This is a genomic window from Neptuniibacter halophilus (assembly GCF_030295765.1).
Lineage (GTDB): Bacteria > Pseudomonadota > Gammaproteobacteria > Pseudomonadales > Balneatricaceae > Neptuniibacter > Neptuniibacter halophilus.
In genome coordinates this window covers 3577996-3603228 of sequence record NZ_AP027292.1, presented here as the reverse complement: position 1 = coordinate 3603228, position 25233 = coordinate 3577996, and the positions used below count along the sequence as shown (strand labels likewise).

At 52.8% G+C, this 25233-nt stretch carries 26 protein-coding genes; 11 read left to right on the top strand and 15 right to left on the bottom strand.

Going from position 1 to position 25233, the window contains the following annotated elements; all coding sequences use genetic code 11:
• Nucleotides 1-2: 2 nt before the first annotated feature.
• The 6 genes from kdsB to QUD59_RS16900 are packed head-to-tail and all read right to left on the bottom strand — an operon-like array spanning nucleotide 3 to nucleotide 5288.
• Nucleotides 3-770 (bottom strand): 3-deoxy-manno-octulosonate cytidylyltransferase, encoded by a 768-nt coding sequence (kdsB, locus tag QUD59_RS16925; protein ID WP_286238422.1) that lies wholly within the window; start codon nucleotides 768-770, stop codon nucleotides 3-5.
• Nucleotides 771-779: 9 nt separating this feature from the next.
• The gene (locus QUD59_RS16920) at nucleotides 780-965 is read right to left on the bottom strand and encodes a Trm112 family protein (RefSeq protein WP_286238421.1); all 186 of its coding nucleotides are present in this window, start codon (nucleotides 963-965) and stop codon (nucleotides 780-782) included.
• Nucleotides 958-1971 carry a tetraacyldisaccharide 4'-kinase gene (gene lpxK / locus QUD59_RS16915; RefSeq protein ID WP_286238420.1) on the bottom strand — a complete coding sequence of 338 codons (1014 nt, stop codon included), beginning with the start codon at nucleotides 1969-1971 and terminating at the stop codon, nucleotides 958-960. Before lpxK ends, QUD59_RS16920 begins: the two co-directional genes overlap by 8 nt.
• A complete protein-coding gene (locus QUD59_RS16910; protein ID WP_286238419.1) occupies nucleotides 1968-2387 on the bottom strand; it encodes an ExbD/TolR family protein in 420 nt (139 codons plus the stop codon). Before QUD59_RS16910 ends, lpxK begins: the two co-directional genes overlap by 4 nt.
• An 11-nt stretch (nucleotides 2388-2398) precedes the next feature.
• Entirely contained in the window at nucleotides 2399-3019 is a 621-nt protein-coding gene (locus QUD59_RS16905) for a MotA/TolQ/ExbB proton channel family protein (protein WP_286238418.1), read from the bottom strand.
• A 49-nt stretch (nucleotides 3020-3068) separates the two neighbouring features.
• Nucleotides 3069-5288 (bottom strand): DNA internalization-related competence protein ComEC/Rec2, encoded by a 2220-nt coding sequence (locus QUD59_RS16900; RefSeq protein WP_286238417.1) that lies wholly within the window; start codon nucleotides 5286-5288, stop codon nucleotides 3069-3071.
• 242 nt (nucleotides 5289-5530) lie between these two features.
• On the opposite strand from QUD59_RS16900, the gene QUD59_RS16895 reads away from it, so the two are divergent.
• Nucleotides 5531-6049 (top strand): DUF2062 domain-containing protein, encoded by a 519-nt coding sequence (locus QUD59_RS16895; RefSeq protein ID WP_286238415.1) that lies wholly within the window; start codon nucleotides 5531-5533, stop codon nucleotides 6047-6049.
• A gap of 8 nt (nucleotides 6050-6057) precedes the next feature.
• Here the strand turns inward: QUD59_RS16895 and QUD59_RS16890 are convergent, their stop codons facing one another.
• The gene (locus QUD59_RS16890; protein WP_286238414.1) at nucleotides 6058-6744 is read right to left on the bottom strand and encodes an ABC transporter ATP-binding protein; all 687 of its coding nucleotides are present in this window, start codon (nucleotides 6742-6744) and stop codon (nucleotides 6058-6060) included.
• Nucleotides 6737-7981 carry a lipoprotein-releasing ABC transporter permease subunit gene (locus tag QUD59_RS16885; RefSeq protein ID WP_286238413.1) on the bottom strand — a complete coding sequence of 415 codons (1245 nt, stop codon included), beginning with the start codon at nucleotides 7979-7981 and terminating at the stop codon, nucleotides 6737-6739. Before QUD59_RS16885 ends, QUD59_RS16890 begins: the two co-directional genes overlap by 8 nt.
• Nucleotides 7982-8274: 293 nt before the next feature.
• Between QUD59_RS16885 and QUD59_RS16880 the strand changes: the two genes are divergently transcribed.
• The 5 genes from QUD59_RS16880 (at nucleotide 8275) to mepK (ending at nucleotide 12083) form a co-directional block, all read left to right on the top strand.
• Nucleotides 8275-8847, top strand: coding sequence for a PilZ domain-containing protein (locus tag QUD59_RS16880; RefSeq protein WP_286238411.1), 573 nt, complete (start codon nucleotides 8275-8277; stop codon nucleotides 8845-8847).
• Nucleotides 8848-8850: 3 nt separating this feature from the next.
• Nucleotides 8851-9699, top strand: coding sequence for a DNA replication terminus site-binding protein (locus QUD59_RS16875; RefSeq protein WP_286238410.1), 849 nt, complete (start codon nucleotides 8851-8853; stop codon nucleotides 9697-9699).
• A complete protein-coding gene (locus QUD59_RS16870) occupies nucleotides 9696-10007 on the top strand; it encodes a hypothetical protein (RefSeq protein WP_286238409.1) in 312 nt (103 codons plus the stop codon). The genes QUD59_RS16875 and QUD59_RS16870 overlap by 4 nt, the downstream gene beginning before the upstream one ends.
• Nucleotides 10008-10158: 151 nt before the next feature.
• Nucleotides 10159-11403 carry a L,D-transpeptidase family protein gene (locus tag QUD59_RS16865; RefSeq protein WP_286238408.1) on the top strand — a complete coding sequence of 415 codons (1245 nt, stop codon included), beginning with the start codon at nucleotides 10159-10161 and terminating at the stop codon, nucleotides 11401-11403.
• A 104-nt stretch (nucleotides 11404-11507) separates the two neighbouring features.
• On the top strand, nucleotides 11508-12083 hold the full coding sequence (gene mepK, locus QUD59_RS16860; protein ID WP_286238405.1) for a peptidoglycan L,D-endopeptidase MepK: 576 nt from the start codon (nucleotides 11508-11510) through the stop codon (nucleotides 12081-12083).
• A 5-nt stretch (nucleotides 12084-12088) separates the two neighbouring features.
• Here mepK and QUD59_RS16855 read toward each other — a convergent pair whose 3' ends face one another.
• From QUD59_RS16855 to QUD59_RS16830, 6 genes are all read right to left on the bottom strand, one after another.
• On the bottom strand, nucleotides 12089-12580 hold the full coding sequence (locus QUD59_RS16855; protein WP_286238401.1) for a DUF4124 domain-containing protein: 492 nt from the start codon (nucleotides 12578-12580) through the stop codon (nucleotides 12089-12091).
• A 172-nt stretch (nucleotides 12581-12752) separates the two neighbouring features.
• Nucleotides 12753-14027 (bottom strand): serine--tRNA ligase, encoded by a 1275-nt coding sequence (gene serS, locus QUD59_RS16850; protein ID WP_286238400.1) that lies wholly within the window; start codon nucleotides 14025-14027, stop codon nucleotides 12753-12755.
• Nucleotides 14028-14056: 29 nt separating this feature from the next.
• Complete coding sequence (crcB, locus tag QUD59_RS16845) at nucleotides 14057-14428, bottom strand: fluoride efflux transporter CrcB (protein WP_286238398.1); 372 nt, start codon at nucleotides 14426-14428, stop codon at nucleotides 14057-14059.
• Between the two features lie 14 nt (nucleotides 14429-14442).
• Complete coding sequence (locus QUD59_RS16840; RefSeq protein ID WP_434025561.1) at nucleotides 14443-15795, bottom strand: replication-associated recombination protein A; 1353 nt, start codon at nucleotides 15793-15795, stop codon at nucleotides 14443-14445.
• A complete protein-coding gene (gene lolA / locus QUD59_RS16835; RefSeq protein WP_286238395.1) occupies nucleotides 15792-16445 on the bottom strand; it encodes an outer membrane lipoprotein periplasmic chaperone LolA in 654 nt (217 codons plus the stop codon). The genes QUD59_RS16840 and lolA overlap by 4 nt, the downstream gene beginning before the upstream one ends.
• Before the next feature lie 25 nt (nucleotides 16446-16470).
• Nucleotides 16471-19044, bottom strand: a complete 2574-nt coding sequence (locus QUD59_RS16830) for a DNA translocase FtsK (protein ID WP_286238394.1) — start codon at nucleotides 19042-19044, stop codon at nucleotides 16471-16473.
• A 130-nt stretch (nucleotides 19045-19174) separates the two neighbouring features.
• On the opposite strand from QUD59_RS16830, the gene QUD59_RS16825 reads away from it, so the two are divergent.
• The 5 genes from QUD59_RS16825 (at nucleotide 19175) to infA (ending at nucleotide 22815) form a co-directional block, all read left to right on the top strand.
• Complete coding sequence (locus QUD59_RS16825) at nucleotides 19175-20005, top strand: CZB domain-containing protein (RefSeq protein ID WP_286238392.1); 831 nt, start codon at nucleotides 19175-19177, stop codon at nucleotides 20003-20005.
• Nucleotides 20006-20065: 60 nt separating this feature from the next.
• Nucleotides 20066-21022 carry a thioredoxin-disulfide reductase gene (trxB, locus tag QUD59_RS16820; RefSeq protein WP_286238389.1) on the top strand — a complete coding sequence of 319 codons (957 nt, stop codon included), beginning with the start codon at nucleotides 20066-20068 and terminating at the stop codon, nucleotides 21020-21022.
• A 39-nt stretch (nucleotides 21023-21061) separates the two neighbouring features.
• The gene (gene aat / locus QUD59_RS16815) at nucleotides 21062-21754 is read left to right on the top strand and encodes a leucyl/phenylalanyl-tRNA--protein transferase (RefSeq protein ID WP_286238387.1); all 693 of its coding nucleotides are present in this window, start codon (nucleotides 21062-21064) and stop codon (nucleotides 21752-21754) included.
• Between the two features lie 17 nt (nucleotides 21755-21771).
• Complete coding sequence (locus QUD59_RS16810; RefSeq protein ID WP_286238386.1) at nucleotides 21772-22488, top strand: arginyltransferase; 717 nt, start codon at nucleotides 21772-21774, stop codon at nucleotides 22486-22488.
• Nucleotides 22489-22596: 108 nt separating this feature from the next.
• On the top strand, nucleotides 22597-22815 hold the full coding sequence (gene infA / locus QUD59_RS16805) for a translation initiation factor IF-1 (RefSeq protein WP_007019821.1): 219 nt from the start codon (nucleotides 22597-22599) through the stop codon (nucleotides 22813-22815).
• 161 nt (nucleotides 22816-22976) lie between these two features.
• On the opposite strand, the gene clpA is transcribed toward infA, so the two are convergent.
• Nucleotides 22977-25232, bottom strand: coding sequence for an ATP-dependent Clp protease ATP-binding subunit ClpA (gene clpA, locus QUD59_RS16800; protein WP_286238378.1), 2256 nt, complete (start codon nucleotides 25230-25232; stop codon nucleotides 22977-22979).
• Nucleotide 25233: the final 1 nt, after the last annotated feature.

Below are 25233 nucleotides of genomic sequence, written 5' to 3'. Positions count from 1 at the left end.
CCTCAGCTCCCTTCCAGCAGGCGCTTCAGACGCTCAAGGTCTTCAGGTGTATCGACACCGGCAGGTGGCTGCTCATCCGCAGCGGCTACATGGATACGGGCGCCATTCCACATCGCCCGCAACTGTTCCAGACACTCGGTTTCTTCAATCGGTGCCGCCGGCCATTTCACGAAATCATTCAGCAACTTAACCCGGTATGCATAGATGCCGATGTGACGCTGCCAGTTATAACCCTGCGGCATTTCGGCTGGTGTATCACCCGCAGCAAAGCTGTTGCGCGGCCAGGGAATCGGTGCACGACTGAAATAAAGCGCCATGCCCCGGGTATCGGTCACCACTTTGACAACATTCGGGTTCAGCAGGCTCTCGAGATCTTCAATCGGTTCACTCAGGGTCGCAATACTTGCTTCGGGTTCGGCCCGCAAATTGTGCGCTACCTGATTGATGATCCGCGCCGGTACCAGAGGTTCATCACCCTGCACATTGACCACAATATCATCGGCATAATAGCCCAGATCACTGACCACCTGCTGAAGCCGGTCTGTGCCTGAAGGGTGATCGGGTGAAGTCATACAGACTTCTGCACCAAAACCAGCCGCAGCATCAGCGATACGCTGATCATCAGTGGCCACCAGCACCCGCTCTGCTTCACTTTCACAGGCACGCTCATATACGTGCTGCACCATCGGCTTACCCTGCAGCAACGCCAGCGGTTTACCCGGGAACCGGGTAGACGCATAACGCGCTGGAATGATTACTGTGAATCCCATCACTCAACCTTATTTGCTTTCTCGTTCTTCAGCCGTCAGCTCCCGCGCCTCAGTTTCCAGCAGCACCGGAATATCATCGCGGATCGGGTAAGCCAGACCACTGGCTTTAGCGATAAGCTCATTGGTTTCCTCGTTGTATTCCAGTGGGGTTTTAGTCACAGGACACACCAGAATATCCAGGAGTTTCTTATCCATGTTGAGATTTACCTTTATCAGATTTGACTGCTGCCAGTCTTTCCAGCAGCTGTAACTTAAAATTATCCGGCAGCCGGGCAGAAACTTCCAGATACCAGGCATCTTCGAGGCCAAAATCAGCGACCTTAACGGCGTCTTTTTCAGTCATGATGATCGGCAAACGCGGAACCAGATGAAACTCATCCCGTTGATACTGATGATGGTCAGGTTTCGGATGAGGGATCACCTTCATACCCAGTGTCTGCTTCAGGGCATGAAAGAAGCGTTGCGGATTACCAATGCCTGCAACAGCGTGCACACTCTGTCCGGTAAAATGGGCCACGGGCAACACGTCCTCACCGCTGCAACTGCGCAGCGCTTCAGGTTCCAGTTGCATAACAAAGGCCCCGGTAAGATCCGCCAGCCCGGTTGGCATCTGGCCGTTACACACCACCAGATCAACCGTTTGCAGACGCTCTGGCCGTTCACGTAGCGGACCGGCCGGTAGCAAACAACCATTGCCAAGGCCCCGCAGACCATCAACCACCGCTATTTCAATATCGCGCCCCAGACGGTAGTGCTGTAAACCATCATCACTGATAATCAGATCGCAATCATAGTGTTGCAGCAGATACTGCGCTGCAGCCACCCGATCCGGCCCGACCACGACGGGACACTGACAGCGCTTATGCAGCATGAAAGGCTCATCACCCGTCTGTTGCGGGCCTTGCGCCTGGCTGACATCAAGCGGATAGACCCCGGAACGTCCCCCATAACCACGACTGATAATGCCCGGACGGTAACCCTGTTCCTTCAGCACAGGGACAAGGTAACTGGTCAGTGGTGTTTTGCCGGTGCCTCCCACGCTGATATTGCCGACGACCAAAAGCGGAACCGGCGCATTCCATTGGCTGCGCAGATCCCTGCTCTTCTTGCGCAGGGCCAGTGAAGAATAGAGCGCTGAGAGCGGACGTAAAAATAAAGGCGCCTGACCTGACTGATACCAGCGCCGCTCGAGCCAGCTCATTCTCGCGGAAGTTCCTGAGTCGTAATACTGAGCTTATCAAAGCCCAGCTTACCCGCAACGTCCATGGCCGTTACCACCGCCTGATGCGGAGTTTTTGCATCCGCAGTAATTACTAAAGGCATCTCTTTATTGCCACCAGACAACTCCTTGAGCGCGCGGCTCAGGGTTTTTGGCTGGGTATTGACCAGAGGACGGCCATTGACGCTGTAGTTACCTTCATCGGTAATCAGAATTTCGAGAATTTTATCGTCGAGTGAACCGGGATCACCGGCCGCCTCGGGAAGATCGACTTCCAGATGAGTCTCTTTGGTGAACGTGGTGGAAACCATAAAGAAGATCAGAAGCAGGAATACCACGTCGATCAGAGGCGTGAGGTTAACATTAACCTCTTCCTGACGCTGTCGGGGAAATTTCACGCTAGCTATCCTTACTCAACGTCAATGTCACGCTCACCGTGCATGACTTCAATCAGCTTGACGGTTTCCTGCTCCATGGTCACTACCAGCGAATCGATTCGACGCTGGAAGAAACGATGGAAGATCAGCGCGGGGATCGCAATTGTCAGGCCCGATGCCGTTGTGATCAGCGCCTGTGAGATACCGCCGGCCAGCACATTGGCATTACCGGTACCCTGAATCATGATTTCGGTAAACACCTCAATCATGCCGATGACCGTACCCAACAGGCCCAGCAGCGGCGTAATCGCGGCAATGGTTCCAAGCGGGTTAAGGTATTTTTCCAGTTCGTGAACGACCTGCCCGGCCGCTTCCTGAATGCTTTCTTTCATGATCTCCCGACCATGAGAGGCATTGTTCAGACCCGCCACCAGAATCTGCCCCAGCGGGCTACCCTGTTTGATATCCCGCAGCCGGTCTGCGGTAATATTACGCTGCTGTATCAGAGCCCACACTTCCGCCAGAAGGCCCGGAGGGGCAATACTGGCCGGACGCAGTGTCCACAAACGCTCCAGGCATATCGCCAAAGCAATAACTGAACAGGCCACGATAGGAATCATCAGCCAACCGCCGGATTGTAAAAGCTCTAACACAGTAAAATCTCCTTACTCACTGCGCGGTACTCTATCACAAGGGCTGAAACTATCGCCAGAAGCGTTTTTCCCGCTGCTGCATTGTCTCGTAGCTGCACCCCTGACGGGAATTCGCCATCAGTCTGACAGCCCCGACCTCAGCCGTATTCAGCGCGACTGCGCCGAACTTTTCGACCCGCTCAACAACCTCAGGATGCGGATGCCCGAACGGGTTCCCGAAACCACTACTGAAGATCACGGTTTCAGGCAACCATTGCCGCATCGCAAGCGGTGTTGTTGAGCTGCGGCTACCATGATGTGCCGCCAGTAACCAGGTAACCGGCTGAGGATTCTCCCGTGCGAGTTCAGCTTCTACTACCCCGCTCACATCACCGGGCAGCATCAGGCGGCAGCCCGCCCCCTCTATCAGCAACACACAGGAACGATCGTTATCACTCAGACCGTCAGAGCCATGCAGAAAACGAAATTGCACCGCCCCTGCTCGCCAGCTCCGGCCTTTACGGCAGCGACGCTGAGGTTCATATCTGGTCGGGTAGGAGCTATGCAGCCTGTCTATTTTAAAATAACGGTAAAGGTGCTCTGCTCCACCATTGTGATCTTTATCGTCATGACTGATCACCAGATCATCAATCGTCTCAATCCCCTGCGCCTCAAGAAATGGCTGAACCGAATATGCAAAGCTACTGCCTCCGGGGTAACCCGGCCCGGTGTCATACAGCAGATGATAATCCCCGACACGGATCAGCACGGATAGCCCCTGACCCACATCAAATACCCAGGCCTCATAGACCAGATCACTTTGGCGGGATGGTACTCCGACGATAACCGGCAAAAGAATCAGACAGGCAAGCCAAAGGGGGAACGCCCCACTGGGCATCAACAACAAAAACAGCACAACTAAAAGCATGACAGCCGATACCGGCGTTAGCGCAGGCAACGTCTGATAGAGCCACTCCTGAGCCTGCAATTCTGATAACACCCACCAGAACAGATCTGCCATAGCCACCAGCACTGGCAGCAACAGCGCCAGATCAAACGCCGTGAATAACAGGTGCAGAAACAGCAGCGGAACCAACAGTGCGAACAGTGGAATCGCCAACAGGTTGATAAACGGTGCTGCCAGTGAAATCGAGGAGAAAAACTGCAGATACAGTGGCAGCATGCCGATCAGCAGGCCGAACTGCAATCTCAGCAGTGTTATCCAGTTACGCGGCTGACCTGCCAGATAGACCAGCCAGCCTACCGCTGCGAAAGAGAGCCAGAACCCTACCTCAAACAACGCCAGAGGATTAAACAGCAGCACCGCCACCAGCGCCAGCCACCAGCGATCCCAGTGGCCCATATAAGCACTACGCCCGGAACTGAGCAGCAGCACAGAGAGCATAATAAACGCCCGCTGCGCAGGCAGGCCAGAACCCGAAACCAGCAGGTAAACCAGTGCCAGCGTCAACGCCCCCAGACAGGGCAGCAGAAAACCACGCCCATAACAGAGCAATGAAATCAGCCGGCCAAGCCACCAGCCGACCATGGCCATAAAACCAATGTGCAACCCGCTGATGACAGCCAGGTGAACCGTGCCACTGTGGCGCAGCAGCGCCCAGTCACGATCATTGAATCCCTGCTTACTGCCGGTTGTCAGTGCGGCAAACAACGCACTGTTTGCCGGTGTTAATTGTGCACCCTGCCATTGCCGTGAGATCCAGCCACGCAATCTAACCAACCCTGATCCTGCATCAGGCACATGCTGTTGCATGCTGCGGACATAGCCTGTGGCATCAATACCCCGGGACATTAACCAGCGTTTGTAATCTACAGCCGCAGGATTAAACAGCGAGTGCAGTGGTTTAAGACGGACAATCAACTGAAGTTGATCCCCCTCCATGAGCGGCTTGTCATAATGATACCAACTCAATCGGAGACGTCCGATCGGGGGAATACTGGCAACATCCCAGCCATGGGGCTGTAAGCGATCTACCTGCAAATTGAAACGCTGGCGTTGCGAGGTGCGATCAGGCACGCCGATCACACTGCCTTCAACCTGCCAGTCTGTACCCGCCATCTCACTGGGCAGTTGCTGGACTGTCTGCCAGTGCGCCCAGAGCGTGGCATAGATCAAACCCAGCAGAAAACAGTTTGCGGGGGCAAACAGGGATACCGATCGCCAGACACGCAATATAAGCATACCGAGTGCAATCATAATGCAATCGTGGATCGGTATAAGTGGCGCTTGCAGCACAGCGAGGGCGAGGCCCGCGGCAAGCAGGATCATCCTTGATCTCATGCCTGTAGCACCCTTTAGTCAATATCAATTCACAGGCACGCGGAAAGCTCCAAATGCCGCACAGCGAAACGGGCCAGACTTCAGCATCGTTTTCGCTGTGCATTAAACTTTACGAACAGGCTGAACATTTTCGGCTGCATTTTGCCTGTTCCGGACATGCCCTTGGCTTAGCCGGTTTCAGGGGGCATAATAGCCATCCACCCCGTGTGCCATAATAAGTAAATTAAAACATGCCGCGCAAACTGTTCAAGAAATACATGCCCAACGAAGAGAAGCTCAAACGGCATAAGCATTTGAGTTGGCTCGGCAGTCATATCCATGACCCCAACCTATGGCACCTTACCCGCAAGTCAGTGGCCCGGGCATTTTTTGTTGGTTTGTTTTGTGCGTTTTTACCTATACCCCTGCAGATGCTGGTCGCTGCCTTCATGGCGATCTTTTTGCGCAGCAACCTGCCAATCTCCATAGGACTGGTCTGGATCACCAACCCACTGACCATGCCACCTATCTTTTATTTTACCTATCGCGTCGGAGATTTTCTGATCGGTGATCCGGGGGAGACCATTAATTTTGAGATGAGCATGGAGTGGCTCCAGCACAGTCTGGGACTCATCTGGTGGCCACTGCTTTTCGGGTCTGTTCTGTGCGGAATCTTTTTTGGTTTGCTCGGCTATTTTGGCGTGCAAAGCTTCTGGGCATGGCACGTAGGCCGGAGCTGGAAGCGCCGCAGCGAACGTAACTCCGGGTGAATCAGATCTCAGTGCTGGCGCAACTGCCCATCCACTAACTCCAGCACACGGCCGGTTTTATCAGCCAGCGCCGGGTCATGAGTGACCAGCGCAAAAGCGATACCGTATTCTGCATTCAGTTTGTCGATAAGCGCCTGTACATGCGCGGCGGTAGTACGGTCAAGATTACCCGTCGGTTCATCCATTAACACAACTGCCGGCTTGCCGATCAGCGCACGGGCAATTGCCACTCGCTGTCGCTCACCACCACTTAACTGGGCAGGCTTATGACCAATCCGCTCAGCCAGACCAACCGATCCAAGCACTTCTGCAGCCTGCTGACGCACCTCAGAGAGCGGCATATTCCTCATCAGCAGCGGCATCGCTACATTTTCCAGCGCGGTAAATTCCGGCAGCAAATGGTGAAACTGATAAACGAAACCAAGGCTTTGATTACGGGTCATTGCCCGCTGTGCTTCGCTACCGGCATGCAGGTTGTTGCCACGTATCTGCACCTCGCCACTGGTTGGACGATCTAAGCCTCCGAGTATGTTAAGCAAGGTACTTTTGCCTGAACCGGAAGACCCGATGATCGCCAGCTGCTCCCCCTGATGAAGATCAAAATCAAGTTCGCGCAAAACGCTCACTTCAGTTCCGGCATCCCGATAGGTTTTACTCACTGCCCTGGCCTGCAGAACAACAGGTCGGTTATTCATATCTCAATGCCTCTGCCGGATCGGTTTTAGATGCCCGCCAGGCGGGATAGAGAGTGGCCAGAAAACTAATGACCAGTGCACTCAGTGTGATAATGCCTACATCGGGCCACTGTAAATCAGATGGAAATTCACTGATAAAATAGACACTGGGATCAAGGAACTGAATACCAAACGCCTGCTCAACCCAGGCGATAATGCCGGCGATATTAAACGCCAGCAATACACCCAGCAGTGTTCCGAGCAGCGTACCCAGCATACCGATCACGGTACCCTGAACCATAAAGATACGCATAATCCGCCCCGGCGTGGCACCAATGGTACGCAGGATCGCCACATCCGCTTTTTTATCGGTGACCACCATGACCAGCGTAGAGACAATATTGAACGCTGCGACCAGAACAATGAGAAACAGCAGCAGACCAATCATGCGTTTTTCCAACTGAATCGCCTGAAAAAGATTGCCATGAGTACGGGTCCAGTCACTGGCCTGATAGTAGCCTTCCAGCGAAGATGCTATCTGCCGCACCCGGTGCGGTGCTGCAAACAAATCATCAAACTTCAGTCTTACGCCCTCTACTGATTCGCCGAGGCGCTTAATTTTGGCCGCATCGCTCAAACTGATGTACGCCAGATTCGCATCCAGCTCTGCACCCACTTCAAAGGTACCCACTACGGTGAATCGCTTCAGCCGGGGAACCACCCCCGCCACACTGATACTCGCCTCCGGCAACACCAGAGTTACTTTGTCACCGACCCGAACCCCCAGATAACGGGCCAGAAGATCACCGAGGATAATACCGAAACGCTGCTCATTCAGTGCTGTCAGCGAACCGGTTTTAATATGCTGTCCCAGAATCGAAACCCGGGTTTCTGCCTCAATATCAATACCATTGATCAGGGCGCCACGGACAACACCACGACTGGTCAGCATCGCCTGTGCCTGTATAAAGGGCGCAGCGGCGATTACCTCAGGCTGATTTTCAAGTTTCGCTACCAGATCAGGCCAGTTTTCAACGGGCTTGCCATAACCACTGATTGTGGCATGGGGCACCATACCAAGAATGCGTTGTTTCAGTTCACGGTCAAACCCGTTCATGACCGAGAGCACAACAATCAGTGCGGCCACACCCAGCATCAAACCGAGCATGGAGGCCATAGAGATAAAAGAGATGAAATGGTTACTGCGCTTGGCTGCGGTATAGCGCAAGCCAATAAAGATAGATAGGGGCTTAAACATCGGCCGATTAAACCATAGTTGTATAGTGGTGTAAAAACAGTCACCAGATAAATGAAGCCACAAAAATACAGACTAAGCCTATGTTTAACAAGCAATCACTTATTAAGAATGAGCCAATCGCCGCAGATGCGTCTTTCACTCTGCCGGCATCGGTCCCTCCCGGGTGACGGTCTGCGTAATGATCCGATTAAATTCAACGTCTCAGGCTGATTGATGAATCCAGGTGGATGATTTTCTTACGGTTTGTTTTTATACTCCTTTCACTATCCGTGTTATTCCAACGAGGGCTGCACATGCAGGAAGATGATCGTCGCCAGTATTTCCGTATAGAGCAACGGGTTTCCCTGGAACTGAAGGAGATTTCCGAGTCTGAGATCACCTCCCAGCCCAGCCCGACTCAGTTTGACGTATCACCTAATTTCCTGCTCCTCAGTCAGCTTCAGGAGATGGATACGGACAGCAGCCACCTGCTGCGCAAGATCGCTGAAAAAGACAGCAATATCGCTGCCTTTCTGCGGATCATGCACGACAAGGTCGAACGCATTGCACAGGCAGTCGCTTCATCTGAAATGGTGGTCAGCAACGCTGCTATTCAGGAAGTTAATATTTCTGAAGGCGGTTTGCAGTTCAGGCATACACAGGGCTTTGCTGAAGGCAGCTTCCTCTCCATTAAGCTGATCTTCCCTGAGTCCTGCATCGGCCTGTTGCTGTATGCCCAGTGCTGCCGCTCCGTTGAGATGGCTGACGGTAACTTCCTTACCAGCGTAGAATTTGTCAAATTGCCGGAGAGCTGCCGCATGATACTCGCCCGCCAGGTATTCCAGAGCCAGGCGCAACTGCGCAAGCAGCAATCTGACGACGTCTGACCAATGCCCCGCCTGACCGCTGATCTGCTTGATGCCTACGAACAACTCGATAATGCACAGCAGCAGTTCAGCCAGCGTCTGCTTGAATCTGCACCGCGCTACTGGTTTCTCGGCCCGGCAGAATCTGATATATCCCTGCCTCAGGCCTGCCAGCGAATCACCGGGATCTGGTATCAGGCTCAGGGGGATGGCCGCCGCACAGAAAACCTGTATGGCCTTATTGGGGTTGATCCCGGCCTTATACCTCTGATCAGACAGTTAAACCAGATCAAGCAGCGCTTTCAGCAGGCCGTCAGACGATTCCGCGACAAACACGGGGAACCCACGCCCCTGCTCTACCAACGCGCCTGCGAACTCAACCAGAAGCTTCAGGACTCAGGTTTAGCGCGGCTGCATCTGAAACAGTGTTACCGGCAACTGCCCTTACTGGAAAAAAGACCAGACAAAGTCACCTTCAGTTGGTACTGCAGTGGCCGCAGCCTGAAGAAATTAACGGTGGCAGAGGCCGAACAGCGATTACTGAAGATGGATACAGGAAATACCCATATTCAGATACAACTGGCTGCACTCGGGCGAATTCCGCAATCAGAACCTCTGGTTCAGATTCAGCAACAGGTACCCGTTATGCGCGCCAATATCGCCTGGAAGTCCGGGGAGCAATGGCTGAGGAAAGCGCGCAACTGCCCGCTGCCGGTCTTTTTCCCGCTGGATGCAACCGAGCCATTTCCAGAATATAATGTGCCTCCTCCAACTCCACCGGAGCAACGTAAACGGCAGTTACGCAACGATCTGGCTATTGAGCCGGAGCCTTATCTGCCCAGCCTTCGTATTCACCGGTATAGACGACCATGAGCAACGCAAACAATAAAATCATTCATCATCTGGCGGTAGCTGTTGGATTCATAGGCCTTTTAGCCTGGTTCTATGCCGGTCGCCAGTTAGGTTTTCTCGACTGGATCACCCTGCAAATGCCTGCAAAATATGCCGGATCAGGCCTGATGCTTGGCATTATGATTCTGATGACGCCGGGTTTCTTTATCTGGGCCCGATACAACCGCTGGGTTGAAAAGCGTCTCCAGATCAAAGGCATCTACTACGAAGACAGTTATTACAAGGATGATGAGAAACTGAAACAGGCAAAACGTAATAAGCCCTCCTGACTCCGGCGCAGCCTGACTGCGCCGCGTAAACCCCCCTCCTGTAACCGGCCACTTGAAAAACCTTCACCCTGCCTGACTTGATTCATGAGCAATTCAGCCCTGTACTTATATAACGCTTTTACCGAACAAGGGATTATGTTCAGGAGTTGTTATGCGTTATATACCACTATTCGCCCTGTTATTAAGTCTGCCGGCAGCCGCCGACAATGAATCTCTGCAAATAGTCAGGGCAACATCGCTGGAGCAGACAGCACCCCATACTGAGACTGATGCGCTTCTTCAGGATGTGGTTGCACCGGTAACCACCGCGCCTGCCCGGCAGCATCAGATCCAACGCATGCAACAGGCACTGCTTTACTATCGCGAACTGGCAGCTACCCATGACTGGCCAGCCATTCCCAAAGGCCCCTATCTGCGACTCGGCGATACCCATCCGCATATCGCCTTACTGCGCAGTAAACTGTTACTCCTGAATGATCTCGACGCCAGCGCCTACATTCCCGGGCAGGAACAGGTGATGGATCCGGCACTGGAGCAGGCATTAAAAAACTTTCAGCAGCGCCACGGCCGAAAGGTTGACGGTATCCTCGGCCCCGGCAGCCGCCGGGAGCTGAACATCTCTCCTGGACAAAGGGCCGATCAGATCCAGTTAAATATCCATCGGCAAAGTAATTTTACCCCCCGCACTGATCGCTATATTCAGGTCAACATTCCTGAATTCCGCCTGCGCCTGTTTGAACATGACAAGCCGGTGCTGAACATGAAAACCATCGTCGGCCGCAGCAAACGTAAAACCCCGGTGTTCGATACCGAAGTCGACAGAATTGTGATCAACCCCTCCTGGCATGTTCCCAAAAGCATCGCCTATAAAGACATACTTCCCGCCCTTAAGGAGGACCCGGAGTATCTGACAAAGATAAATCTCAAGCTGGTAACCGGCTACGGTAATCAGCAAAAAGTGCTGCCGGCCAGTGAACTCGACCAAGACCGGCTTTATCGTGGCGACAACTTTCAGCGGTTCTGGGAACCACCGGGTGAAGGCAATACACTGGGTAAGGTGAAATTCCTTACCAGTGGCCCCTACGCTGTGTATCTCCACGACACGTCAGCGAAACGGCTGTTTGAATCAGATCGTCGCGCGTTCAGCTCTGGCTGCATCCGTCTTGAACAGCCCAGACAATTAGCAGATGAGCTGATGCGTATGACACATGGCTGGAGTAAAACCCGGCTCGACCCGCTGTTCTCACAAACCCGGCAGCGTTATCTCAAGCTGCCCGACCCGATCCCCCTGTATGTTATTTACTGGACCAGTTTCATTGACGATCAGGGACGTCTGAACTTCAGACCCGACCTTTATAAACGTGATCGTCATGAACTCGCCCAACTGAATCACTGATTCGCTTTAATAACTTTCAAGCGGACAATCGATCAATTTATATACAGAAAACACAGGCTAAGGCATAATCAGCGGTTAATTTTAGCGACAAAAAATCTGGATTAATGAACGACCTATTACAGCCTGAACCGCAGGTATGCCATACCCGCAGAAAGCTGATTAAAGCAATCGGCGGATTCTCAGCCCTCAGCACTATTCCCGTTACTGCCCAAGGCAAAGTTCACAGCGTAAAAGATCAGGCACTGAATCTGATTAACCTGCATACCGGGGAAAGTATACACAGCACTTTCTTCAGTGAAGGTCAGTTTCAGCGTAGCAGCCTGAAAGAACTGGATCACCTGCTTCGCGATCATCGCAACGGGCAGATTCATAAGATGGATACGGCACTGCTCTCACTGCTCGGCGATCTGCAATTGCAGTTCGGTGCAGAGAAGCCGATTCATGTTATCTCGGCGTACCGTTCACCTGAAACTAATGCAATGCTCAGCCAGAAAAGCAGCAAGGTAGCCAAGAAAAGCTATCATATGCGCGGAATGGCAATTGATATTCGTATTCCCGGCGTGGAACTTAAAGATCTGCACCATGCAGCACTGAAAGCAAAAGCCGGCGGAGTGGGCCTCTATACACGGAGTAATTTTGTCCACCTGGATGTAGGCCGCGTCAGACGCTGGGGTGCCTGAGGAATCTACTGAGCGCCTTTAGCGTCGTTATAATTTTTCAGTTTCTTACTGAGTTTGTCGGGTTTTGAAAAATCCTTTGTGGCGCTACCCTGCTGAATCGCCTTTTTATCTGCAATCGCCTGGGCTTTTTCGGCCTTAATTTCAGCAACCCGCTTCTGAACACTGTAGCCGGATTTCTGCTGACTCAGTCTCTTAAGATCAGATTTGTTGTTACTGCCTGTGCCGGCACTGCGTGACTCTGGTTCTGACTCTGCGCTGCTATCTCCGCCCTTTGCAGTGTCCGCAGGTGTTTCAGAGGCGCTTGCGGTTTCAGGTTGTATCACTGGCTTAAAAGGCTGCATTGCATTAATCGGTGCCCGCGATGCTTTGCTCTGTACTTCCCCCCTGACAGCCGAACGGGCTGCCCCCTGAGGCGGCTTATCACTGAAATGCCGGACGCCCTGCTCATCGACCCAACTGTAGATATCCGCTACGGCAAGGGTTGGTGAGAGCGCCATAAGTAAAACCATTAATCCTTTGCTTAAATGCATCAGCACACCCTCCTCTGGCTGGTGAATGGTAAATCGGCCTCTTCGGATATTACTCTTAAAACAGCGGGCTCGCTGCATATTTTTCAGGCAATAAAAAACACGCCAGAAGGCGTGTTTTTTTAACCCTGATACAAACCGGTCAGATTTCGGTTTTACCACCCATGTAAGGCTGCAGGGCTTCAGGAATCATAATGTTACCTTCCGCCGTCTGGTAGTTTTCCATAACAGCCAGCAGTGTACGACCTACCGCAAGACCTGAACCGTTCAGAGTATGCAGGAGCTCAGGCTTGCCGGTTTCCGGGTTACGCCAGCGCGCTTTCAGGCGACGTGCCTGGAAATCAGTCATATTGGAAACGGAGGAGATCTCACGGTATTTATCCTGTCCGGGCAGCCATACTTCGATGTCGTATGTCTTCGCAGAACTGAAGCCCAAATCGCCACCACACAGGGTTACAACCCGATACGGCAGGTTCAGTTTCTGCAGAATTGCTTCCGCATGGCCGGTCATAGCTTCCAGCGCTTCCCAGGATCGGGAAGGCTCAACAATCTGCACCATTTCAACTTTCTCAAACTGGTGCTGGCGGATCATACCCCGGGTATCTTTACCGGAAGAGCCTGCTTCAGAACGGAAGCAAGGCGTGTGCGCAGTAAAGCGCATTGGCAACTGTTCGGCATCGATAATCTCGTCACGAACAATATTGGTTACCGGTACCTCTGCCGTAGGGATCAGGTAATACTGGCGATCGCCAAAAGGTACTTTGAACAGATCTTCGCCGAATTTTGGTAACTGGCCGGTACCACGAAGACTGTCTTCGTTCACCATATACGGCACATAGGTTTCGGTATAACCGTGCTCTTCGGTCTGAACATCCAGCATAAACTGGATCAGAGCACGATGCAGGCGCGCCAGTTTGCCGGTCATCACAGAAAAACGCGAGCCGGTCAGTTTGGCAGCGGTTTCAAAATCCAGTTCACCGCTCGCCTCGCCCAGTGCTACGTGATCCTGAGGTTCGAAATCGAATTCGCGAGGTGTACCCCAGCGGCGTACTTCCACATTGTCCTCTTCATCTGCACCTTCAGGCACTTCTTCAGAGGGTACATTTGGCACGCCGGACAGGAGCTCATCAAGCTGCTGCTGCACTTCGCCCAACTCAGCTTTGGCCGCGTCCAGTTTATTACCCAGATCAGCTACTTCAGCCAGTAAAGGCTGAATATCTTCACCCGCGGCTTTCGCCTTGCCAATGCCTTTCGATCGGGTGTTTCGTTCGTTCTGCAGGTTTTCAGTATCTACCTGCAACTGCTTACGCTGATTCTCCAGCTTCACAAACTGGTCTACCGGGAAATCGAAACCTTTCTTCTTCAGAAGCTGCGCAACCTCTTCCGGGTTGGCGCGGACATATTTTGCGTCAAGCATGAGTATCTAAAACACCTTTAAAACACTGATTAGAACAAGCGGGTGAACCAGAGGCCTGAATACAGGGCAACCAGGCACAACAGAACGCTTAATAATATATAAATCGCTGCCGACATGACATGCCCTTCCTGCAGCATTGCGACAGTTTCCAGAGAAAAAGTAGAAAAAGTGGTAAACGCGCCCATGAATCCGACCATCAACAGAGGCCGCATCTCAGGGCTGAGTCGTGACTTTTCCAGAATCAGCACAAAACAGACGCCCATAAGAAATGACCCCAGCGCGTTGCAGGTCAGGGTGCCAACAGGAATACGGTGATCCGCATTATTCAGCAGCCCGCTGACCCAGTAACGTCCAAGGGCACCTGCTGCACCACCTATGGCAATAGCGATAATATGTAGCATCAGATTATCCCCGTTTAATTCTGTTCATCTGAATAGCGTCGGCGCGGGCTTTGCTGATCAAGCTGCTGCAGATGCTTCAGCTTCTCCCCGATTTTAATCTCCAGCCCCCGGGCCTGCGGATGGTACCATTGCTGCCCCTCTAGTTCCGGCGGCAGGTAGGATTCCCCTGCGGCGTAGGCATCGGGTTCGTTGTGTGCGTAACGATACTCCTCACCGTAACCCATCTCTTTCATCAGGCTGGTTGGCGCATTGCGCAGATGAACCGGTACTTCGTAGCTCGGCTGTGATTTCACATCCGCCAGACATTGATTAAACGCCTGATAGAGGGCATTACTTTTTGGCGCGCTGGCACAATAAACCGCAGCCTGTGCGATCGCTCTTTCACCTTCGGCCGGGCCAACCCGCTCAAAAGCATCCCAGGCAGACAACGCAACCTGCATGGCCCTGGGGTCCGCATTACCAATATCTTCAGAGGCGATCGCAACCAGACGCCGTGCCACATACAACGGGTCACAACCACCATCGAGCATCCGGCAATACCAGTACAGCGCGCCATCCGGCGAGGAGCCACGGACGGATTTATGAAAGGCTGAGATCATGTCATAGAACAGATCTCCCTGTTTATCATATCGCCGCCCACTTGATCTGAGCACTTCAGAGAGGATCTGCTCGTCAATCAACTCACTGCCATCGTCCTGACACTCGGCCAGATCGGCGGCCAGTTCGAGCAGGTTAAGTGAGCGTCGGGCGTCACCGTCAGCCGCCCGGGCCAACTGACCCAGCATCTCATCCGATAACCTGAGCTTGCGCTGCCCCAGCCCCCGCTCTTTATCCTCCAGCGCGCGTTGCAGTACCTGCAGGATATCCTGCTCATCCAGCGCCCTGAGCAAATACACCCGCGCGCGGGACAGCAGCGCATTATTTAATTCAAATGACGGATTCTCTGTGGTGGCACCGACAAAAATAATGGTGCCATCCTCGATATAAGGCAGAAACGCATCCTGCTGTGATTTGTTGAAGCGATGAACCTCATCTACAAACAGGATGGTTTTTCGACCACTCTGAGCCGAATGCTGTTTAGCCTGTTCAACGGCCTGACGGATATCCTTTACTCCGGACAACACTGCAGAGAGAGTGAGGAAATGTGCATCCACATGGTGTGCTATTAATCGGGCCAGTGTTGTTTTCCCGACACCCGGGGGGCCCCAGAATATCATGGAGTGAGCAGAGCCTTGCTCGAGTGCCGTTCTTAACGGCTTAGCGGGCCCCAGCAGATGTGCCTGACCACAATACTCAGCCAGGCTCTGCGGGCGCATTTTCGCCGCCAGCGGTTCATAGGCCGGTGCAGAACTAAACAGATCCATCAGTTTTCGATATCTACAATCAGATCCACACCATCAGGTACGCGGAAGAGGAAGGTTGCCGGATCCAGCGCCGGGTTGAGCTGCTGTTCGGTAAAAACAACCGAGGTGCGCTGCCCGAGCGAGTCTTCCAGCATCAGTTCGGAGATCACACCATCCGAAAACGCCAGCCGAATCAGGCTGAAGTTAAAGTTCTCAGTCAGAGGCTGAAGATCGAAAATCGGATCGGTCTCGCCTGCCGATATGAGATTAATCTCATAGCGCTCACTGAGCTGCTCAATCTGGCCGTTCAGAATCAGCGCAGGCACGCTGCTCTGCTGACTTCCCGCCCTACGTTGCGTCACCTGTTCGAGATCAGGATCATAGATCCAGATATTTTCACCGTCAGAGACAATCTCCTGCGGGAAAGGCTGTTCAGTATGCCAGCGAAATCGATTCGGTTTGGAGAGCTGTAAACGACCTTCAGTACTCTGCGCCTTGCGCCCGTTTGAAGCCAGTGTTATCTGCTCAAAACTGGCACTGAAACTGGTGTAACCACTGAGCATCGTCTGCAGACGGTCAGCACCGGCTTCATCCGCCAGCGCGGTTGCAGAAATACCGAGACAGCCAGCCAGCAGCGTCTTCTTCATCCAGTGGGTTACAGTAGAACGACTCAAAAACATAAACTTCCTCAGGGTGACTCTAAACTTCGCCATGCGGCGACGGAGCCAGCACATCTCGCTGACCGTTGCTGCCGGCGGGACTGACCACACCCGCAGCTTCCATTGTCTCAACCATACGAGCAGCCCGGTTATACCCAATCTTGAGCTTACGCTGGACACTGGAGATAGAAGCCTTGCGGGTTTCCAGTACAAACGCCACCGCCTCATCGTAAAGCGGATCCTGCTCATCATCAAACAACGAACCTGAACCGCCGCCGTCTGACAGGGTCTCACCTTCGGTGATCTCTGTGATGTATTCCGGTTGTCCGAGTTTCTTCCAGGCTTCCACCACCCGATGTACTTCATCATCGCTGACAAAGGCACCATGAACACGGTTTGGCAGACTGGTACCAGCAGGCAGATAGAGCATGTCACCCCACCCCAGCAGATGCTCGGCGCCGGACTGATCCAGAATAGTCCGCGAATCTATGCGGGAAGAAACCTGAAATGCTATGCGGGTCGGAATATTTGCCTTGATCAGACCGGTGATCACATCGACCGACGGTCGCTGCGTGGCCAGAATCAGGTGGATACCGGCTGCACGAGCCTTCTGCGCAATTCGCGCGATCAGCTCCTCTACCTTTTTCCCGACGATCATCATCATATCGGCAAACTCATCGATCACGACGACAATATAAGGCAGTGGGTCCAGCTCAGGCGCAGGCGTACCGAACGGCTCACCATGCTCTTCAGGATTCCAGAGCGGGTCCAGTAACGGTTTGCCCTGTTTGCGCGCCTGTTCAATCTTATCGTTAAAGCCCGCCAGATTACGTACACCCATCTTCGCCATCAGGCGGTAGCGACGCTCCATTTCACCCACACACCAGCGCAGGCCTGAAGCCGCATCTTTCATATCGGTGATAACCGGTGTCAGCAGATGAGGCACACCTTCATAGATCGACAGCTCAAGCATTTTAGGGTCAACGAGAATAAGGCGAACCTCTTCCGGTGTCGCTTTAAACAGCAGGGAGAGCAACATAGCATTCACCCCTACCGATTTACCGGAACCGGTCGTACCCGCAACCAGCAGATGGGGCATCTTCGCCAGATTCGCCACAACCGGGTTACCGGCAATGTCATTACCCAGACCCAGTGTCAGTTTCGAGGCAGCCGACAGGTAAGGTTTGGAACTCAGCACTTCACTCAGGTGTACCGTTAACCGGGTTTCATTCGGAATCTCGATACCCACCACGGACTTACCGGCAATAACCTCAACGACCCGGACACTGCTGACCGCCATGGAGCGTGCCAGATCTTTTGCCAGATTGGTAATTTTGCTGGCTTTTACGCCCGGGGCAGGTTGTATCTCGAAACGGGTGATCACCGGCCCCGGATTAACTTCAACCACTTCAGCAACCACGTTGAAGTCTTTCAGCTTGCTTTCCAGCAGACGAGACATCTGTTCCAGCTCGTCTGGCGAGTAACCGGTGTCGGTATTCAGTTCAGGCGGATCCAGCAGCTCAAGCGGCGGGATTTTACGCGCCGGTTTACGCTTATTGCCGGCTTCGGTTTTATCCAGCCCAAGTTCGTTATCCTGCATCGGTTTATGGGTTTCAGATAGCGGTACGATCTTCACCTGCGGCTTAGCCTCAGCCTGTGGCACCGGGGCAACAGACGGTGGATTATCCGGCACAAAAGGAGGCAGATCCTCGTCTGCTGCAACAGGCGCCTTGACTGGCTCTGGCTCAGGCGCCATTTCAGGTTTGATCAGCGGAACATTCTGCGCTGCAGGCTCCGGATCAACTTCAGGTGCAGCCGGTTTTAAGGGGGCCGCCACAGACATATTGAATTCAGGTTCTACCCGCTGCCGAACTACCGGCGGTGCCTGCGCCTCTGCCGCTTCCTGCATTAATTCACTGGCAAGTGAGCTCTCGGCGCGTTGCATCTGCTGTTCACTGAGGTCAAAGCTGCTTTCTTCTGCATCCGTTTCGGCTTTACCCTGCGCTGGCAAACGGTCCGCCTGCCGCATCAGTTTCTCACCTAATCTCTCCAGCAACCCGGCCCAGCCCATCTCGAGCAGCAGAGTCAGGCCAAACAACAGTCCAGTAAAAAGTACAACGGAGCTACCCACCAGACTCAGCCAGGTTACACTCAGATCGGAGATAGCTTCGCCAATGATACCGCCCGCACTAAAGGGGTAATCCAGCCCGGTATTGGAGATATGCGTTGAACAAAGCGCACTGAATGAAGCGAGCAACAGCAGTCCGCCGCTTACCCGAACAATAAAGAACGGAACACTATCCATCAGTGATCGGCTACGGCGCAGCAGAAACCGCACCAGTGGATAGATAATCAGTAACGGCAACAGGTACGCCCCGAGACCAAGCCCGGATACAAAAAGATCGGCAATCCAGGCGCCCACCGGGCCGGCCATATTCGTCACTTCAGGCTGATAACCCAGATGAGACCAGCCAGAATCTTTCGGGTTGTACCCTAATAGTGCGACCAACAGAAAAACGGTGATCGCAATCACAATAATCAGGCCGGATTCGCGGCTAATCCGGGCCAGTAATTCAGTAAAACTTAATCGTTGTCCGCTATCGGTCGCGCTCAAGGGTCCAGCTCCGTAACTATGTAAAAAATCCAGCCCCTACAATAACATAATTTATTCCCCGGCTAATGGTTGAAGACCCCGTGTTTATGATTCATAGTTAGCGAATCTATGAATAGAGGGAAGCTGTTTTATGTCTCTGGCTAATTTGCATACAGATAACCGTCGTGCATTAACTTTTTCGATCGGTGACAGCCTGTTCGGGATCGATGTCAGCCACATACTCTCCTTCTCCGACAGCTTTTCTGAGATCAAATACGCCAGTGATAATATTGAAGGTTTTGTCGGCTATCTGGACTTTCGCAACACGCTGGTTCAGGTCTTCGAATGCGCTACCTCATTAAGTCATAACAAAGAGCGGGATTCCGTCAGCGATCTGGTTGAGGATGTAAAAACTTACCAGCAGGCCCATATCGACTGGGTCAACGCGCTGGAACACTCCATCACCAGCGGCGAACCTTTCACCAAACCGCGAAACCCGCGGATGTGTGCTTTTGGACAGTGGTTCTACTCGTTTCAGACTGAAGACAGCGGCCTCAGAACCCTGCTCGACAAGATTGAAGAACCACACCAGCATATTCACTCCCTTGCAGATACCCTGCTGGATATGACCGCAGCCGGAAAACAGGCTCAGGCGATCAACGAACTGCAACTGGAAAAACAGACCACCCTGAAAAAACTCCTCAGGGTGCTGGATTACATCCGTGATTACCTCGAAAACAGCATCCATCCGATCGTTTTACATCTGACCAAAGATGGCCGCACTCCCTGGTTTTCCATGGTGCTGGACAATATCGGCGATATTATCGATTACCCGCCCATGGCCATGGACACCCTCAACAGTATCGACAAGGGCGAACCGGTTAAAGGCTATGTTCGTGATCCTTCCGGGGTCAGCTTCATGATGCTGGCTCTGGACAAATTCTACGAACAAGCCAACGCAAAAATCAGTAAGGCGGGTTGATTTTCTGTTATCCCCCCCCATTTAATCAGCAACCTTTTTAACGGATTTAGTTTTACGACCATGAGCGAAACACAACACCATCAGCTTATTATTCTTGGCAGTGGCCCTGCCGGTTACACCGCTGCTGTTTACGCAGCCCGCGCAAATCTGAACCCGGTTGTGATCACCGGCATGCAGGCTGGCGGCCAGCTCACCACGACAACTGATGTCGACAACTGGCCCGGCGATGTAGACGGCGTTCAGGGCCCTGAGCTGATGCAGCGTATGCAGCAGCACGCCGAACGCTTTGATACTCAGGTGATCTTTGACCATATCAATGAAACAGATCTGCAGAGCCGCCCTTTCCGTCTGAAAGGCGATATGGCCGAGTACACCTGTGACGCTCTGATTATCTCTACCGGCGCTTCTGCTCAGTACCTGGGCCTGCCTTCTGAAGAAACCTTTGCCGGCAAAGGTGTATCTGCCTGCGCCACCTGTGATGGATTCTTCTACCGTGGCCAGAAAGTAGCCGTTGTCGGTGGTGGCAACACCGCTGTGGAAGAAGCGCTTTACCTCTCCAACATCGCCGCTGAAGTGACCCTGATTCACCGTCGCGACAGCCTGCGCTCAGAGAAAATCCTTCAGGATAAAATTCTGGAGCGTGCCGAAAACGGCAACATCAACATTCTCTGGAACCACACTCTGGAAGAGGTGCTCGGCGATGATTCCGGTGTAACCGGCCTGCGCCTGAAAAGCACCGTCGATGGTAACGAGCAGAATCTGGATGTGGCTGGCGTATTTATTGCCATCGGCCATAAACCCAATACTGATATCTTCCAGGGCCAGCTTGAAATGAAAGATGGCTACCTGAAGATCCAGTCAGGCCTTGAAGGTAACGCCACCCAGACCAGCGTTGAAGGCGTATTCGCCGCAGGCGATGTCTGCGACCATATTTATCGCCAGGCGATCACCTCTGCAGGTTTCGGCTGTATGGCCGCGCTGGATGCTGAACGCTTCCTCGACGACCAGAAAAAGTAAGTACCGGAGAGGAGTCGCCCACTGCGGCTCCTCCATCTTATGATCCCCTGGCTTCAATATCCTACAGACCCCTTCCCTCCGATCAGTCAGGCGCTGGAAGACCCTAACGGGCTACTGGCAGCCGGCGGCGGACTCTCTCAGGAGCGTTTAATCAGCGCATACCGTAGCGGAATTTTCCCCTGGTACAGCCCGGGAGAACCCGTTCTCTGGTGGAGCCCTGACCCGCGCTGCGTACTGATCCCGGATCAGATCCACATTTCCAGAAGCATGCGAAAGCGCCTTAACAAAAACGACTACCGCGTTGTTTTTAATAAGGATTTCAATTCTGTTATGGCCGCATGCGCCGGGCCACGCAGAGATTCTGACGGAACCTGGATCACTGAGGAGATGCAGCAGGCCTACGCACTACTGCATAAGCGCGGTATAGCCCATTCGGTTGAGGTCTACATAGATGATGAGCTGGCAGGCGGCCTGTATGGACTGGCGATGGGTAAGCTGTTTTTTGGTGAATCCATGTTCAGCCGGCAACGCGATGCTTCCAAGATCGCCTTTATAAAAATGGTCGAACAGCTCAAAATTTGGGGCTATGCTTTAATTGACTGTCAGGTTAGCAATGACCACCTGCTCTCTCTTGGTGCCAGCGAGATGCCCCGGGAAGAGTTCCAGCAATACCTTAACCGCTACCTGGACAGTCCCGTCAGTCACGACTGGCAGTTCGACCTCCGACTGTAGATTTTGTGGAGTAACCCGTGACCAATCTCAGGGCTTTACATTTTTATGCCACGCCTGAGCATGATTGCAGCTACCTCACTGGCAAAACGGCCAAGACCCTGTTTGTCGACCCGCAAGCCGAGATAGATCAGGCAACCTATAGCCGCTTATCAGATCTGGGCTTCAGGCGTAGCGGTAAACACATTTATCGACCGCACTGTGATGGCTGTAATGCCTGCATCTCTGTCCGTGTACCTGTTCGCCACTTCAAATTTCGTAAGAGCCAGCAACGGATCCTCAACAAAAACCGCGATCTCACCGTCAGCAAGACCACGCCTGCGTTCAGCGATGAGTATTACGCCCTTTATTCCCGTTACATCAATGAACGCCATCAGGACGGGGATATGTACCCACCGAGCCTTGAGCAATTCAATTCATTTCTGGTTGAAGGTGAGGAACATACCTATTTTATGGAGTTCCGCGACCCTGAAGGGCGACTGCTTGCTGTCAGTGTGGTGGATATGCTGGAACAGGGTATGTCTGCCATCTACACCTTTTACGACCCGTCACTCAGCAAACGCAGCCTCGGCACCTACTGTATCCTCTGGCAACTTCAGTACTGCGAGGAGCACCAGCTACCTTACCTCTACCTGGGCTATTGGGTGAAAGCCTGCCGCAAGATGAGCTACAAGACAGCGTTCTCTCCTTTTGAGCTTCTGATCGACGGCGACTGGATGCTGGTTAAGCCGCGCTAATCAAGAGATTAGGCAGATTTACCTTTGATATGACCGCTGTTTTCAGGCACAATACCGCGCAATTATCAGGTCCAGACCTCTGGAGATCCTTAACAAGGTAGAGAATTAATGGCTAAAGAAGATAGCATTGAAATGGAAGGCACCGTGATCGACACGCTCCCGAACACTATGTTCCGGGTTGAGCTCGAAAACGGTCACGTGGTAACTGCACACATCTCAGGCAAAATGCGTAAGAACTACATCCGCATTCTGACAGGCGACAAGGTTAAAGTTGAACTGACTCCTTACGACCTGAGCAAAGGCCGTATCGTGTACCGTGCCCGCTAACCATCGCTCTCTTCCCTGAATTCCGGTTCAGGAAAGTCAAAAAAAGGCAGCCATCAAGCTGCCTTTTTTTGTGTTTTGAATCGGCTGTTTCAGACCCGCTGCTTCAGACCAGGGTACAACCGACCCGGACAACCAAAGGTATCCGAACCGGTCGTTTAAGATCAGACGCAGCTCATCGCCTCTACGCTGATCTCCCCATTTTCATCCACGCTGATAGATACTTCACCGCCTTCGTCGGCGAGTTCACCAAACAGGATCATCTCAGCCAGTGGCTTCTTCAGCTTCTCCTGAATCAGACGCTTCATAGGCCTTGCTCCCATCTGGGCATCATAACCCTTCTCAGCAAACCAGGTGCGGGCAGAATCATCCAGATGCAACACCACCCGCTTATCTTCCAACTGCACCTGCAGCTCAGCGAAGAACTTATCAACCACGCCTTTGATAATATCGGTACTCAGCGCTTTGAACTGAATAATGCCATCGAGACGGTTGCGGAATTCAGGGGTAAACATCTTACGAATCGCCGCCATACCATCCGTTGCATGGTCCTGCTTGGTAAAGCCGATAGATGCACGACTCATATCTTCCGCCCCGGCGTTGGTCGTCATCACCAGAATCACATTACGGAAGTCCGCTTTACGCCCGTTGTTATCAGTCAATGTACCGTTATCCATAACCTGCAGCAGCAGATTAAAGACTTCAGGATGGGCTTTCTCAATCTCATCCAGCAACAAAACGCAGTGCGGCGACTTGGTAATCGCTTCGGTCAGCAGGCCGCCCTGATCGTAGCCTACATAGCCCGGAGGCGCGCCGATCAGACGGGATACCGTATGCCGCTCCATATATTCCGACATATCAAAACGAACCAGCTCAATACCCATAATCCGGGCGAGTTGTTGCGTGACCTCCGTTTTGCCTACACCGGTTGGGCCGGCAAAGAGGAAACAACCCACAGGCTTGTTCGGCTCTTTAAGCCCTGCACGGGACAGCTTGATCGCCGACGAGAGCGTATCGATGGCTTCATCCTGCCCCAGCACCACCATTTTCAGGTTAGAGTCCAGTTTAGCCAGTTGATTCTTATCGGATGCAGAGACGCTTTTCGGCGGGATGCGCGCAATTTTAGCGACAATCGCCTCAATATCTTCCACCTCAACTTCAGATTTACGCAACTCCGCAGGTAACAGTCGCTGGTAAGCACCGGCTTCATCAATCACATCGATCGCCTTATCCGGCATATGCTTATCATTGATATAACGACCGGCCAGCTCTGCTGCAGCACGTAGCGCCGCATCACTGTATTGCAGCTCGTGGTGATCTTCGAAGCGCTGTTTAAGGCCTTTAAGAATAGCGTAGGTATCCTCCACACTCGGCTCCAGCACATCCACTTTCTGGAAGCGTCTCGCCAGTGCCCGGTCCTTCTCGAAGATGCCACGGAACTCCTGAAAAGTCGTCGAGCCGATACAGCGGATCTGACCTGAGCTGAGCAGCGGTTTAAGCAGATTCGATGCATCCATCGATCCACCGGATGCTGCACCGGCACCAATAATGGTATGAATCTCATCGATAAACAGGACCGCATGATCCTTCTCTTTAATCTCGTTGAGCAAACCCTTCAGGCGCTTCTCAAAATCACCGCGGTATTTGGTGCCCGCCAGCAACGCCCCCAGATCCAGCGCATAAACCACTGAATCCTTAATAATCTCAGGAACCTGCTGCTCCACAATCAATTTGGCCAGGCCTTCGGCTATCGCCGTTTTACCAACACCGGCCTCACCCACCAGCAACGGGTTATTCTTACGCCGACGGGAGAGAATCTGAACCACCCGCTCAACTTCACTGTCTCGCCCTACCAGTGGATCAATGCGGCCTTTCTCGGCTTCAATATTCAGATTGATCGCGTATTTCGCCAGCGGGCTGTCATCTTTTTCCTCTACCCCTTCATTATCAACCGGCGCTTCGGAATGATCATGGTCATGCTCGGACATCTTAGAGATGCCGTGGGAGATAAAGTTAACCGTATCAATACGCTCAATACCGTGCTGCTGAAGAATGTAGACCGCCTGACTCTCCTGTTCACTGAAGATCGCGACCAGCACATTAGCACCTGTCACCTCATTCTTACCTGAAGACTGAACATGGAAAACAGCCCGCTGCAATACCCGCTGGAAGCCAAGCGTCGGCTGTGTATCCAGATCAGGAAGCGTATCAGACAGTAAAGGCGTGGTTTCTTCTATGAAGTCAGAAAGATTTTTTCGTATACCCTCAAAATTAGCACCACAGGCTGCGAGCACTTCATGTGCTTCGTAGTTGTCCAGCAGCGCCAGTAACAGATGTTCGACAGTGATAAATTCATGTCGCTTTTCCTTCGCGGCCTGAAAAGCTGCACTGAGCGTGTCTTCAAGTTCTCGGTTTAGCATG

Excerpts from the sequence above, each read along its gene's own strand:
- infA (WP_007019821.1), top strand. The coding sequence starts at position 22,597 with ATGGCTAAAGAAGATAGCATTGAAATGGAAGGCACCGTGATCGACACG.
- clpA (WP_286238378.1), bottom strand. The coding sequence starts at position 25,232 with ATGCTAAACCGAGAACTTGAAGACACGCTCAGTGCAGCTTTTCAGGCC.
- QUD59_RS16875 (WP_286238410.1), top strand. The coding sequence starts at position 8,851 with ATGCCCCGCCTGACCGCTGATCTGCTTGATGCCTACGAACAACTCGAT.
- QUD59_RS16895 (WP_286238415.1), top strand. The coding sequence starts at position 5,531 with ATGCCGCGCAAACTGTTCAAGAAATACATGCCCAACGAAGAGAAGCTC.
- QUD59_RS16870 (WP_286238409.1), top strand. The coding sequence starts at position 9,696 with ATGAGCAACGCAAACAATAAAATCATTCATCATCTGGCGGTAGCTGTT.
- trxB (WP_286238389.1), top strand. The coding sequence starts at position 20,066 with ATGAGCGAAACACAACACCATCAGCTTATTATTCTTGGCAGTGGCCCT.
- serS (WP_286238400.1), bottom strand. The coding sequence starts at position 14,027 with ATGCTTGACGCAAAATATGTCCGCGCCAACCCGGAAGAGGTTGCGCAG.
- kdsB (WP_286238422.1), bottom strand. The coding sequence starts at position 770 with ATGGGATTCACAGTAATCATTCCAGCGCGTTATGCGTCTACCCGGTTC.
- QUD59_RS16900 (WP_286238417.1), bottom strand. The coding sequence starts at position 5,288 with ATGATCCTGCTTGCCGCGGGCCTCGCCCTCGCTGTGCTGCAAGCGCCA.
- QUD59_RS16920 (WP_286238421.1), bottom strand. The coding sequence starts at position 965 with ATGGATAAGAAACTCCTGGATATTCTGGTGTGTCCTGTGACTAAAACC.
- QUD59_RS16855 (WP_286238401.1), bottom strand. The coding sequence starts at position 12,580 with ATGGCGCTCTCACCAACCCTTGCCGTAGCGGATATCTACAGTTGGGTC.
- crcB (WP_286238398.1), bottom strand. The coding sequence starts at position 14,428 with ATGCTACATATTATCGCTATTGCCATAGGTGGTGCAGCAGGTGCCCTT.
- aat (WP_286238387.1), top strand. The coding sequence starts at position 21,062 with ATGATCCCCTGGCTTCAATATCCTACAGACCCCTTCCCTCCGATCAGT.
- lpxK (WP_286238420.1), bottom strand. The coding sequence starts at position 1,971 with ATGAGCTGGCTCGAGCGGCGCTGGTATCAGTCAGGTCAGGCGCCTTTA.
- QUD59_RS16890 (WP_286238414.1), bottom strand. The coding sequence starts at position 6,744 with ATGAATAACCGACCTGTTGTTCTGCAGGCCAGGGCAGTGAGTAAAACC.
- mepK (WP_286238405.1), top strand. The coding sequence starts at position 11,508 with ATGAACGACCTATTACAGCCTGAACCGCAGGTATGCCATACCCGCAGA.
- QUD59_RS16825 (WP_286238392.1), top strand. The coding sequence starts at position 19,175 with ATGTCTCTGGCTAATTTGCATACAGATAACCGTCGTGCATTAACTTTT.
- QUD59_RS16880 (WP_286238411.1), top strand. The coding sequence starts at position 8,275 with ATGCAGGAAGATGATCGTCGCCAGTATTTCCGTATAGAGCAACGGGTT.
- QUD59_RS16865 (WP_286238408.1), top strand. The coding sequence starts at position 10,159 with ATGCGTTATATACCACTATTCGCCCTGTTATTAAGTCTGCCGGCAGCC.
- QUD59_RS16885 (WP_286238413.1), bottom strand. The coding sequence starts at position 7,981 with ATGTTTAAGCCCCTATCTATCTTTATTGGCTTGCGCTATACCGCAGCC.